The sequence below is a fragment of the Epilithonimonas hungarica genome, from assembly GCF_900102265.1.
GTDB classification, from domain to species: Bacteria; Bacteroidota; Bacteroidia; order Flavobacteriales; family Weeksellaceae; genus Epilithonimonas; species Epilithonimonas hungarica.
The window spans coordinates 881495-894187 of record NZ_FNBH01000001.1 but is presented as its reverse complement, the minus strand read 5'-3'; the positions used below and the strand labels follow the sequence as shown (position 1 = coordinate 894187).

At 36.6% G+C, this 12693-nt stretch carries 9 protein-coding genes; 7 read left to right on the top strand and 2 right to left on the bottom strand.

What is annotated here, in order from left to right:
• The first annotated feature begins 9 nt into the window (after positions 1-9).
• The gene (locus BLT30_RS04110; RefSeq protein WP_089871647.1) at positions 10-2385 is read left to right on the top strand and encodes a TonB-dependent receptor; all 2376 of its coding nucleotides are present in this window, start codon (positions 10-12) and stop codon (positions 2383-2385) included.
• Between the two features lie 16 nt (positions 2386-2401).
• Positions 2402-3223 (top strand): DUF4249 family protein, encoded by an 822-nt coding sequence (locus tag BLT30_RS04105; protein WP_089871646.1) that lies wholly within the window; start codon positions 2402-2404, stop codon positions 3221-3223.
• 226 nt (positions 3224-3449) lie between these two features.
• Here the strand turns inward: BLT30_RS04105 and BLT30_RS04100 are convergent, their stop codons facing one another.
• A complete protein-coding gene (locus BLT30_RS04100) occupies positions 3450-3965 on the bottom strand; it encodes an FUSC family protein (RefSeq protein ID WP_089871644.1) in 516 nt (171 codons plus the stop codon).
• 139 nt (positions 3966-4104) lie between these two features.
• Between BLT30_RS04100 and BLT30_RS04095 the strand changes: the two genes are divergently transcribed.
• Positions 4105-5547: an aminoacyl-histidine dipeptidase gene (locus BLT30_RS04095; RefSeq protein ID WP_089871642.1), complete on the top strand. Its 1443-nt coding sequence runs from the start codon at positions 4105-4107 to the stop codon at positions 5545-5547.
• Positions 5548-5690: 143 nt separating this feature from the next.
• Positions 5691-8459 (top strand): M4 family metallopeptidase, encoded by a 2769-nt coding sequence (locus tag BLT30_RS04090; protein ID WP_089871640.1) that lies wholly within the window; start codon positions 5691-5693, stop codon positions 8457-8459.
• A gap of 69 nt (positions 8460-8528) precedes the next feature.
• Here the strand turns inward: BLT30_RS04090 and BLT30_RS04085 are convergent, their stop codons facing one another.
• Positions 8529-9029 carry an FKBP-type peptidyl-prolyl cis-trans isomerase gene (locus tag BLT30_RS04085; RefSeq protein WP_089871638.1) on the bottom strand — a complete coding sequence of 167 codons (501 nt, stop codon included), beginning with the start codon at positions 9027-9029 and terminating at the stop codon, positions 8529-8531.
• A 138-nt stretch (positions 9030-9167) separates the two neighbouring features.
• Here BLT30_RS04085 and radA point away from each other — a divergent pair, with 138 nt between their 5' ends.
• The 3 genes from radA (at position 9168) to BLT30_RS04070 (ending at position 12687) form a co-directional block, all read left to right on the top strand.
• A complete protein-coding gene (gene radA / locus BLT30_RS04080) occupies positions 9168-10511 on the top strand; it encodes a DNA repair protein RadA (RefSeq protein ID WP_089871636.1) in 1344 nt (447 codons plus the stop codon).
• A gap of 35 nt (positions 10512-10546) precedes the next feature.
• Positions 10547-11119, top strand: a complete 573-nt coding sequence (locus BLT30_RS04075; RefSeq protein WP_089871634.1) for an acyl carrier protein phosphodiesterase — start codon at positions 10547-10549, stop codon at positions 11117-11119.
• Positions 11120-11226: 107 nt separating this feature from the next.
• Positions 11227-12687 (top strand): tetratricopeptide repeat protein, encoded by a 1461-nt coding sequence (locus BLT30_RS04070; protein ID WP_089871632.1) that lies wholly within the window; start codon positions 11227-11229, stop codon positions 12685-12687.
• Positions 12688-12693: the final 6 nt, after the last annotated feature.

The window sequence follows — 12693 nt, the reverse complement described above, 5'->3', positions numbered from 1 at the left end:
ATATAAACAATGAAAAACAAATTGTACGCACCACTGTTTTTCGCAGTTTCCGTCTCTGCATTTTCACAGGAGAAAGTCACGCTCAGCGGAACCGTCGCCAACAAATCCAACAACGAAACCCTGATTGGCGCAATCATTTCCGTGCAGGAAACAGGCGTTGTGGTCTCTACAAATTCTTATGGTTTTTATTCTCTCACGCTTCCGCAAGGCGATTATACGATTTTGATAAGCAATTCGGAGTTTGAAACTTTCGAAGAAAAAATTTCACTAACAGAAAATACAAAAAGGAATTTCGTACTTAATGAAACCAGCAGAACCAAAAATATTGATGAAGTTGTCATTACAAAAAACTCTACAAAAGCCAATATCCGCACACCGGAAATGAGTGTTAACAAGCTTTCCATCGCAACCATTAAAAAAATGCCGGCTGTAATGGGAGAAGTGGATGTTTTGAAATCGATTCTTCAGCTTCCGGGAGTTTCCAATGCGCAGGAAGGCGGTTCGGGTTTTAATGTGAGAGGCGGTTCTGCAGACGGAAATCTTGTCCTTTTGGATGAAGCTGTGGTTTATAATACGTCGCATTTATTTGGATTTTTCTCGGTTTTTAATTCGGATGTGATTAAAGATTTGAAATTGTACAAAGGCGGAATTCCGTCCAATTTTGGAGGGAGAATTTCGTCGGTTTTAGATATTTATCAGAAAGAAGGAAATAACAAAGAATTCCACATCAATGGAGGAATCGGTGCTGTGTCGAGCAGATTGCTTGTGGAAGGTCCTATTGCAAAGGAGAAAGCTTCATTTGTGATTGCCGGAAGAGCTTCTTACGCGCATCTTTTTTTGAAACTGGCAGACGAACCCAATTCTGCTTATTTCTATGATTTGAATGCCAAATTGAATTACAAAATCAATGATAAAAACAATTTATATCTCTCCGGTTATTTCGGGAAAGACGATATGAGTTTTAATAAAAGTCTGATGAATGATTATGGAAACTCGCTTTTCAATGCAAGATGGAATCATATTTTTTCGGATAAATTATTTTCGAATGCTTCTTTAATTTACAGCAAATACGATTACGGTTTAAAAATAAAATTCGCCGGACTTAACTGGAAATCGGACATTAAAAATTATAATTTTAAATATGATTTCAAACATTATTTGTCGGATAAAATCAATTTAAGTTATGGTGTTAATGCGATTTATTATCAATTTAATCCCGGAACCATTGATCCTTTTGATGAAAATTTTCCGGTAATTCCGAGACAGATTGCAAAGAAAAATGCTTTTGAAAGTGCGTTATACATTCTTGCAGAACAGAAATTATCCAATAAACTTTCTGTTAATTATGGACTCAGATATAGTAATTTTCAAAGATTGGGAGCAGAAAAAAGAACTATTTACGAAAACGGACAAGCTGTCGTTTACAATCCTGAATTAAAAGTTTACGAAGAAGGAACGCCAATTGGAACAGTCGATTATGGTAAAAACAAAAAAATTATTTCATTTGATAATCTGGAACCTCGTTTGGCAGTTGCGTATTCATTCAATAATAATCAGTCAATAAAAGCGAGTTACAACAGAATGAGCCAATATGTTCATTTGATTTCCAATACAGCTTCTGTTTCTCCGCTCGACATCTGGTCTCCAAGTGATGAATATCTGAGACCTGAAATTCTGAACCAAGTGGCATTTGGTTATTTTCAAAATTTTAAATCCGGAAAATATTCTTTGGAAACGGAAGTCTTTTATAAAAAAATCAAAAATAAAACGGATTATGTAGACGGAGCAGATTTAATTGCCAATGATGCGATTGAAAGAGTTTTATTGACAGGAGAAGCACGTTCTTACGGATTAGAAGTTTTGCTGAGAAAAAATACAGGAAAACTGACTGGCTGGCTTTCGTATACCCTTTCCAAAGCGGAACAAAGAACACCGGGAAGAACCGCCGAAGAGCCGGGAATCAACAATGGAGAATGGTACAGAGCAAACCATGACAAAACCCACAATTTCTCATTGACCGCAGCTTATCAGTTGACAAAAAAATGGAGTTTTGGTGGAATTTTCACTTACCAAACCGGAAGAGCTGCCACTTTCCCGAACGGAAAATATCAATATCAGGGAATTACAGTTGCCAATTATGGAAAACGAAATGCAGATTCGCTTCCTGCTTATCATCATTTAGACCTTTCTGCAACGTACACGCCCAAAGCCGACAGCAACAAAAAATGGAAAAGCGAATGGGTTTTCAGCATCTACAATGTTTATTCAAGAAAAAATGCGGCTTCTTTGACATTCGGACAAAATACAGATACAGGTTTGAGTGAAGCCAGCAGAATCTCAATTTTCGGAATTATCCCAAGTGTGACTTATAATTTTAAATTTTAATTCTAAAAAAATAAAAATGAATACATTCAAAAAATATTTTATCATTGCATTAGGTTTAATTATGATTTCCTGTGAAGATGTGATTGACGTTGATTTAGACACAGCAGAACCAAAATTAATGATAGACGCTTCTATTGATTGGCAGAAAAACACAATAGGAAGCGAACAGAAAATCAGACTTTCGATGACTACGGCTTATTATAATCAAGAGTTTCCGAAAGTTTCGGGAGCGAATGTTATCGTTTCAAATTCAACGAATACGGTTTTTAATTTCATAGAAAATCCTGGAACGGGAGAATATGTTTGTACTAATTTCCAGCCTGTGATTGGGGAAATTTACACTTTAAAAGTCGTTGTAAATGGAGAAACTTACACCGCAACAGAAAAAATGATGAGCGTTGTAAAAATTGAAGATAACATCGACCAGAATAATGAAGGCGGAATGACGGGTGATGAAGTTGAAATCACTTATTATTACCAAGATGGCGGTTCTGAACTCAATTATTATTTATACAGTAATAGAATTCCACAAGTGGCTTTTCCACAATATGAAGTTGAAGATGATGACGATACACAAGGTGGATTGACACCTGTTTATTTTTCTCATGAAGATTTGAAATCCGGAGATGTTGTCAACATAAAATTGTACGGGATATCCAAAAGGTATTATGAATATTTCAGAAAACTTCTCAACGCTTCCGGAAATTCCGGAAATCCGTTTTCAACAACACCAACGGATGTTCGTGGAAATATTATCAATCAAACTAATAGTGGCAATTTTGCTTATGGATATTTTAGGTTGTCGGAAGTGGATGTGAAGGATTACACAATTCAATAAAAAATAAGATTTATAGTAATTTTATCACTAACATAAGACTATTGGTAAATAATCACTGACATCTAAAGAATAACTCTCCAGTTTTGGGGAGTTTTTTATTAGGAGCTTAATCCCGCTATCCGCTCATACTCCTCGTTCCAGCGTTCGCCAATTCACAATCCCCCAACTCTCCCACTTTACTGTGGGGTAGTCGCTACTATCGGGGTTAAGGGTTTTGTATATTTCTTCAATGTTTCATATAAGTTTGACCATAAGTCTTAAACTTAGAAAAAACAAATGTGATAATCAGTGCAACAAAACATCCGATGCATACACAAATCACTCGCTCAATCGGAATCAGCCAGTCGTGCGCCTGATTTTCCTCAATCAAAACAATGACCATTGCTGCTAAAGCGGAACGAAGTGTATTATCAAGCTTCAAAGCAATTCCTACAAGGATCGTCAAGGCGACACCGATACAAATCAATAAAATATTAGGAATCGGAATCAGAAATAAAATCATTCCGATAGAAGCGCCGAGAAGATTGGATTTGATTCTGTCATAAGCCAGCTTATTACTATTATCCGGCGAGAAAACGATTACAACAGAAATCAAAGCCCAATAAACAGGATATTGCGGAAGAAAAATATAAAACAGATAACAAATTGATGCTCCAATGACGCATTTCACGAGATAAATCCATTCGGAAATAGAAACTCTTAATCTTAAAAATTTGGAAAACTGTTGTATAAAATTCGACATCAATATCTTGCTAGAAATGAGACTTCAAAATTATAAAACAAAAAACGAAACAAAGATTTTGGAAACATTATTTATGTCATAAAGATTTCATTTTCCTTTACATAATTAGTAAATTGCCAATTCAAAAAATTTCAAAAAAATGGAATATTCACAACTGGAACCAAAAGTGATCTGGAAAAATTTCGCAGCACTGAATTCGGTTCCAAGACCATCAAAAAAAGAAGAAAAAGTCATACAATTCATAAAGGAATTCGGGGAGAATCTTGGATTACCAACAACTGTAGATGAAGTTGGAAATGTCATCATCACAAAACCTGCGACTCCGGGAATGGAAAACCGGACGCCAATCGTGATGCAGTCACATCTTGATATGGTTTGTCAAAAAAACAATGATGTAGATTTTGATTTCGAAACTCAAGGAATCCAGATGTATGTGGATGGTGATTGGGTAAGGGCAAAAGGAACCACTTTAGGAGCCGATAATGGTTTAGGTGTCGCTACGATCATGTCGATCTTAGAAAGTAATGACATTGCACATCCGGAATTAGAAGCCCTTTTCACAATTGATGAAGAAACAGGAATGACAGGCGCTTTAGCTTTGAAATCAGGACAATTGAAAGGTGAAATCCTTCTTAATCTTGACACCGAAGAAGATGACGAAATCGATATCGGTTGCGCTGGTGGTGTGGATGTAACTGCTTCTGCAAAATTTGATCTGGTGGAAATAAAAGGTGAAACTTTCAAGATCGAGATCAAAGGTTTACAAGGCGGACATTCCGGAATGGATATTCACAAAGGTTTTGGAAACTCAAATAAGCTATTGGGGAGATTCTTATTTTTAGGATTGGAAAATCAAATTCAGTTAATTTCGATTGATGGCGGAAGTTTGAGAAATGCAATTCCAAGAGAAGCAAAAGCGATTATTTCTGTCGAAAACTCAGAAGATTTTGTATCAAAATTTGAGGAGTTGAAATCTGATATTTTGGAGGAATTCGCTTCATTAGAAAAAGATCTGGTTATTAATATCGAGAAAACAGACAATTCAGAAAAAGTAGTTTCTATTGAAAATTCGAAAAAAATAATCTTCGCAATTAATGCAGCACACAACGGTGTTTTCAGAATGAGCCCGGATGTAGAAGGATTGGTAGAGGCTTCCAACAACGTTGCTAGAGTTGAGCTGAAAAATGGTGATATCAAGATTTTAAACCTAACACGTTCATCTGTAGAATCTACAAAATGGGAAGTTGCCAATCAATTAAGATCAGCATTTGAAAGCAATGGCTTAAAAACGGAATTCGGTGGTTCATATCCAGGCTGGAAACCAAAACCAGAAGCAGAGATCATCAAAGTAATGACGGAACTTTATGAATCAAATTTCGGAGAAAAGCCATTGGTCGTAGCTTGTCACGCTGGTCTGGAATGTGGCATCATCGGAGCCAATTATCCAAAGATGGAAATGGTAAGCTATGGTCCAACAATCAAAGGCGCACATTCGCCGGATGAAAGAGCCAATATATCATCTGTTCAAAAATTTTGGACGTATACACAAGATATACTAAAGAATATCCCTCAGAAGAATTAATAATTGAATCAACCAAATCCAGTAACTTTTACTGGATTTTTTATTTTAGCCAATTATCATTAATATTTTTCTAAATTACACTAGCTCTAGGATAATTATTGTTAAAAATTTACTAAATTCGCCTTGAATTTAATACCTAATATATGAAGAAAGAACTTTTACGAATTGGTATTTTGTGCAGCGTTGTTGGATTTACCCTATCCGCCAATGCACAGGAATACGTTGACAAGAAAATTACCGAGAAGAACGGGAATATTAGTTTAGTAACTTTTAAGAGCGGTGCAAATTTAAGATCCACTGCAAAAGTCGATCTGTTTAGAGAAATTTTAAAACTACCTGCCGGAGCAGAATTTAAACTTACTAAATCGGGTAAAAATGCAGCTGGCAATTTTTTGGATGAAAAGTATCAATTGTACTACAACAACGTAAAAGTTGAATTTGGAACTTACAATCTGCATTATAAAAATGGTGAACTTACCAGCATGAATGGTGAGATCTTCCCGACAAATAATGTGAGTACATCTCCAAAGGTCTCTTCACAAGTTGCTTTGAGCAATGCCATCCAAAGTGTTGGTGCACAAAAGTATATGTGGGATGATGCTGAAAGCAATGTTGACAGTTACAAAAAACCTGCAGGAGAATTAGTTCTTCTTCCAATACAGCAAGCAGATGAAAGTTACAAATTGGTCCTGGCTTACAAATTTGATGTTTTTGCATCTCAGCCAATGAGCAGAGCTTATATCTATGTGGATGCTATCAATGGACAAGTATTATTATCTGACGCAATCATCAAACACGCCAATGGACAAGATCATAATAATATACTAAAAGATGAGCTTGATACAGAAAAAATCACTTCTGAAGTAAAAGACTCTGAATTAAAAAATACAATCTCTAAACTTGCAACGGGTAATGCTGCAACAAGATACAGTGGAACCCAGTCCATTGAAACCTCTTTAAACACAGCTGAAACAAATTACATTTTGTACGATACCACAAGGGGAAATGGCGTAAGGACGTACAACCTGAAAAAGAGCACCACAATAAGTAATACTGATTTCACGGATGCTGATAACGATTGGACCGCGACAGAGTTCGATAATTCTACTTGGGACAATGCTGCTTTGGATGCTCATTTTGGGGTATCGAAAACATATGATTACTTTAAAAATTTTCATAACCGAGACAGCTATGACGACAATGGTTCGATATTGAGAAGCTATGTTCATTATGGAAATAATGTGAACAATGCCTATTGGTCTGGTTCATATATGCTTTATGGCGATGGAGACAGAACCAGCAATTTCAATGTATTGACGGCATTTGATGTTACAGCTCACGAATTGGGACATGGCGTTTGTGCATCTACAGCAGCTTTAGCTTACCAAAGAGAATCCGGAGCCATGAATGAGGGGCTTTCTGATATCTGGGGATCTGTTGTTGAAGAAACTTATCTGCCCAATAAACAAGCTTTCACAATTGGAGAGGACATCACATTATATGCTCCTTATTATTTAAGGTCTCTGAGTGACCCGAAATCTGCAGGACAACCGGACACATACAGAGGTATCAACTGGCAACCAGCTACTGCTGCAGAAGGTTGTACCACACCTGACCGAGATCTCAATGATTATTGCGGTGTTCACACAAACAGCGGTGTTTTGAATCATTGGTATTATGTTCTTGTACAAGGAAAAACAGGAGCCAATGATATTGGAAAATCTTATAACGTAACAGGAATTGGATTTGAAAAAGCAGCAAAGATCGTTTATCGTCTGGAGACAGCCTATCTTTCTTCAAACTCAAATTACACCAACGCCAGAAACTTTGGAATCCAGGCAGCCGTTGATTTGTATGGTGCAGATTCCGCAGAAGCAATTGCTACTCAAGATGCTTTTTATGCAGTTGGTCTGGGTTCAAAGTACAATCCTAACGGACCAGATACAACAGCTCCAACCACTCCACTTAATCTAGCGGCAACTTCTACAACCAATGTTTCTACATATTTGACATGGACAGGTTCTACAGATGATTTTGCATTAGACGGATATAATGTTTATAAAGATAATGTATTGTTGGGCACAACTTATAAAACATCTTACTATGTAACAGGATTGTCTGCATCTACAACGTATGACTTCAAGGTTGAAGCAAAAGATGAAGCAGGTAACAAGTCCGGCTTTAGTAATACTGTTCCGGTTACAACATTGGCCACAGGTAATACCTATTGTACTTCTCAAGCCTCTAACACAAGCTTTATGAAGATACAAAACGTGAAACTTAATACGATTGACAATGCAAGTACCGGAAGTACAGGTTACGAAGATTTCTCTTATTTGTCAACTGAGGTGACAAAAGGCGGAACATATACAATCACCATCACTCCTCAATGGTCTGGCACTGTATATCCTTTAAGATATAGATTGTACATAGATTATAACAATAATGGCGTATTTACAGATACCGGAGAAACTGCCTGGTCACAAACTACAGCTACAAGTGCCGCTACAGTTTCCGGAACATTCACAATACCTGCAACCGCAACAACAGGAAGGGTAAGAATAAGGGTTCAAGCAGCTTACTCTCAAACGCCAACTTCTTGTGCCACGATCAACTATGGTCAGGTAGAAGACTATTCCTTAGATATTCAGGATCTTTTAGCTGTTTCCGATGTTGACAACAAAAACAGTATTTCTATCTATCCTAATCCGGTAAAAGATGTTCTTAATATCAAATCAAACGAAAGTGGAGATTCTACTTACAGAATTTTCAACACGGCAGGACAATCCGTTGCTAATGGAAAATCTGTTGACAATAAAATAGATGTGAACAAACTTTCTACAGGAAATTACGTTATCGAATTAGTGAATAAAAAAGGTGAGAAATCATCTCAGAAATTCATCAAAAAATAATAAACAACATTTATTTCTAAAAAAGCTCCCAGATTTGGGAGCTTTTCGTTTTTATTTCTGTCTAAGATATTAGTGTCCTGAATGCCCATCAACCCCATGAGCGTGGCCGTGTGCCAACTCTTCCTCTGTTGCCGGACGAGTGTTCAAGATCTCAACATCGAAGAACAAGCTTCTTCCTGCCATTGGATGATTAAGGTCTACAACAACCGCTTCCGGAGCTACTTCCAAAACCACAGCTTGAAAATTATTTCCTTGATTGTCAGAAAGTGGTAAAATCGCTCCAACCGGAGGCAATTCTTGCCCTTGGAACATATCTACCGGCAATTGTGTAACTGCTTCTGGATTTCTTTCACCGTAGCCTTCACTTGGTGTAATTTCGAAAGAAGCCTTATCTCCTTCAGCCAGATTTTGGATTTCCTCCTCAAATTTTGGAATCATCATTCCAACACCATAAAGAAAAGTCATTGGATTTTCTGAAGAAGTTTCTTCTACAAAAACTTTTTCGCCATTCTCATCATTAGTGTGTAGAACATATTTTAGAGTTACTACATTGTTTTTTTCTAATGCCATTTTTATTTAATTTAAAATTTTCTGATAATATCAGCTTGTATAATTGGCAAATTTAATGTTTTCAAAATAAAACATTAATCTACATTTTTAACCCGATTCCGATTTTTTATTTTCCAAAATTTTCTTGAACTTAGCAGAATGGCAAAACTCAAAACTCAATATTTCTGTCAGAACTGTGGGGCACAATATTCACAATGGCACGGGCAATGCAAAACATGTGGCGAATGGAACACGCTGGTGGAAGAAATCGTAGAAAAATCGACCAAATCGGTTGCTACAAAATCCAAATCACATATCATCAACATCATCGAAGTTGAAACCAGTGAAGAACCGAGAATCAAAACGCCCTCAGAAGAATTGGACCGGGTTTTGGGCGGAGGAATCGTATTGGGATCCGTGACTCTGATCGGAGGAGAACCTGGGATCGGAAAATCAACCCTACTTCTTCAGCTAGCTTTGAAGATGAAGAAAAAAATCCTGTATGTTTCGGGAGAGGAAAGTGCGTCGCAAATCAAGATGAGAGCCGACCGTTTAGCCGAGGTCAAAAACCCAAACTGCTTTCTTTTTACCGAAACGAATGTTGAGAAAATCTTGCACGAAGCCAAAAAACTTCTGCCCGATTTTATGATCATCGATTCTATTCAGACTTTGCAATCACAATTGATCGAAAGTTCACCAGGAACAGTTTCACAGATCCGAGAATGTTCGAATGAGATCATCAAATTTGCCAAAGAGAATAATATTCCCGTTTTTCTGGTTGGACATATTACAAAAGATGGACAGATCGCCGGCCCAAAAGTTTTAGAACACATGGTCGATGTAGTTCTTAATTTTGACGGCGATAGAAATCACCTGTTCAGATTGCTGAGAGCAAATAAAAATCGTTTCGGTTCCACTTCGGAAATTGGCATTTATGAAATGATCTCGCAGGGTCTGAAAGAGATTAAAAATCCATCTGAAATCCTCATTACCAAAAAATCTGAAGAACTTTCCGGGAATGCTGTTGCCGTGACTTTGGAAGGAAACAGACCTATGCTGTTGGAAATCCAGGCTTTGGTTTCGACTGCAGTTTATGGAACCCCACAAAGAAGCTCCACAGGTTTTGATTCCAAAAGGCTGAATATGCTTTTGGCTGTTTTGGAAAAAAGAGCTGGATTTCAATTGGGAGCAAAAGATGTTTTCCTTAACATTACCGGCGGAATTAAAACGGATGATCCAGCTTTAGATCTGGCTGTTGTTGCGTCTATCCTTTCAAGCAACGAAGATATTGCGATTTCGGAACATTACTGTTTTGCCGGCGAAATCGGTTTAAGTGGAGAGATCCGTCCTGTGGCACAGGCAGAACAAAGAATAACCGAAGCGGAAAAGTTGGGCTATGAGAAGATCATTATTTCAAACTTGAACAAACTTCCTAAAAGAAAATTCGGGATCAAAATCGAGGAGATCAGTAAAATTGAGGATTTTGTAGAATTGCTTTTTTAATTTCATTCGTGATCAATAATTCGTAAATTCACTTAATGAACTACCTCGCCCACTCTATTCTATCTTTTACCAACGGACAACTCGTGGGCAATATGATTGCTGATTTTATCAAGAATAATGAGCGGGGAAATTTCCCGATTGAGATACAGGAAGGAATAAAACTTCACAGGTTCATTGATACTTTTACGGATTCCCACCCTTCGGTCTCAGAAGCAAAAAAAATTTTCAGTCCACTTGTAAGGCTTTATTCCGGGGCTTTTGTAGATGTGGCCTTTGATTATTTTGTTGCACATTATTATCCTTTGGAAGATTTGAAAAAACATTCTCAAAGAACTTATAAAATTCTATGGGAGAACGAAAAATGGCTTCCGGAAAATTATAAAAAAATGCTGGTAAGAATGGAGCAAGATGATTGGCTTACTAATTATAGGCAAGATCAGGGGATCAAATTCAGTATGCAAAATGTATTGAACAAGGCAAAATATTTGGACAAGGATATTCCTGTTTTTAACATTTTCTTAAAAAACAAAGAACAATTGAAAAATCATTTTGACGATTTTTTCCCTGATATTTTGAAAGAATGTCAACTAAAATTCAACTTACCATAAGAGGTATTACGTATTTCTTACCAATTTGGGTCTAATTACTATTTAAAAGTCCAATTATAATTAGATAGTATATGAATTTTTAATATTTTTGTAGCTACATCAAAGCTGTGGATTTCAAAAAAAATTTAATATTAATTCTCATTATTATTTCGTGTTCACTAAAAACGAAAGCACAGCAATACACTCCTGAAAAAATTGACCAATTGATCGCGATCTCTTTCCAAATGGCGGATCGCGAAAAAGCTCTACAACAAAACATCAAAACCTATGATATCGCTGACGAAATAGGTTATTATAAAGGGAAAGCCAAATCCTTGAAAGGACAGATCAATTGTTATCTTGGATTAGGTGAGCAAGAAAAAGCTCTGGAAGCCGCAGAAAAACTTTTGAATCTTGCTACAAAAGAGAGTGATGATTTCCACATATCCCAAGCTCTTATCGCAAAGACATTGGCATATGCCTATTTGGGTTTCTTTGAAAAAGCCTACAGCACTAGTGATCAGGCAGAAAAAGCAAGTCAAAAGATATCTGACAATGATGATCGTTATATCTCACTAGGACAGGTCTATTCCGGCAGGTCTGAGATCATGAACCTGGAATACCAACCCCCGGAAAAAACAATAAAATACGACCTTAAAAGTGTAGAATATTACAAAAAGATCAGAGACCCTAAGAAAAGGAACGGCTGGCTTGGTATCCAATACTCTAGTCTTGGATATACATATATCGATCTGGACCAATATGACCAAGCGCTTTACTACAATAGAAAAGCTTATGAATTATCAAAAATTGAGAACGATTCTATAAATCAAGCTTTCGGATTATATGGCATTGGAAATGCATACATGGAAATGAATATCGCTGACAGTTCTATATATTACTATAAAAAAGCTCTTCCAATTTTTGAGAAAGCCCAAGATATCTATAGGTTGCAGTATATCTATGAAGACCTTGCAACGATCTACGAAAAAATGGGAGAAGACAAAGTTTACAGCTATTACTCCAAAAAAGCTAAGGAACTATCTGATCTTGCAAGGAAAAAAGAGAAAATCGAGACAGACAAAATTGCCAATAATATCTTGGAACAAGAAAAGCTTAACTGGTACAAGAATTTTTATATTCTTATAGGCACCATTATTGGACTTATTATTTTATCCATATTCCTTGCTCTGAACTATTTCAAAAGATATCAGACCGAAAAAGAACAGAAAGAGAGAACAGAAATTGATCTGATAGAAAAAGAGACCGAGCTGAACAATCTAGAATCCAAAGTAAATGATGCTTTCGCTGAGTTGCTGGAACTAGCCAAGAATAATGACTCTTCTTTTCTAAGCAGATTCATGGACGTATATCCAAATTTTTACAATAGATTTACCACAGAATATCCAGACATGACGAGTGGACAGTTAAAATTTTGTGCACTTCTGAAACTCAATTTTTCTACCAAAGAAATTGCACTATTCAGCCACATTTCCGTCAGAAGTGTTGAGATGAAAAAGAACAGATTAAGAAAGCAATTGGGCATTTCTTCTGATGTTGACCTTAATAATTGGATGATGAATTTTTAAAATCAC

What these genes read in the sequence shown, in the direction of transcription:
- BLT30_RS04110 (WP_089871647.1), top strand. Translation starts at nt 10, where the DNA reads ATGAAAAACAAATTGTACGCACCACTGTTTTTCGCAGTTTCCGTCTCT.
- BLT30_RS04105 (WP_089871646.1), top strand. Translation starts at nt 2,402, where the DNA reads ATGAATACATTCAAAAAATATTTTATCATTGCATTAGGTTTAATTATG.
- BLT30_RS04100 (WP_089871644.1), bottom strand. Translation starts at nt 3,965, where the DNA reads ATGTCGAATTTTATACAACAGTTTTCCAAATTTTTAAGATTAAGAGTT.
- BLT30_RS04095 (WP_089871642.1), top strand. Translation starts at nt 4,105, where the DNA reads ATGGAATATTCACAACTGGAACCAAAAGTGATCTGGAAAAATTTCGCA.
- BLT30_RS04090 (WP_089871640.1), top strand. Translation starts at nt 5,691, where the DNA reads ATGAAGAAAGAACTTTTACGAATTGGTATTTTGTGCAGCGTTGTTGGA.
- BLT30_RS04085 (WP_089871638.1), bottom strand. Translation starts at nt 9,029, where the DNA reads ATGGCATTAGAAAAAAACAATGTAGTAACTCTAAAATATGTTCTACAC.
- radA (WP_089871636.1), top strand. Translation starts at nt 9,168, where the DNA reads ATGGCAAAACTCAAAACTCAATATTTCTGTCAGAACTGTGGGGCACAA.
- BLT30_RS04075 (WP_089871634.1), top strand. Translation starts at nt 10,547, where the DNA reads ATGAACTACCTCGCCCACTCTATTCTATCTTTTACCAACGGACAACTC.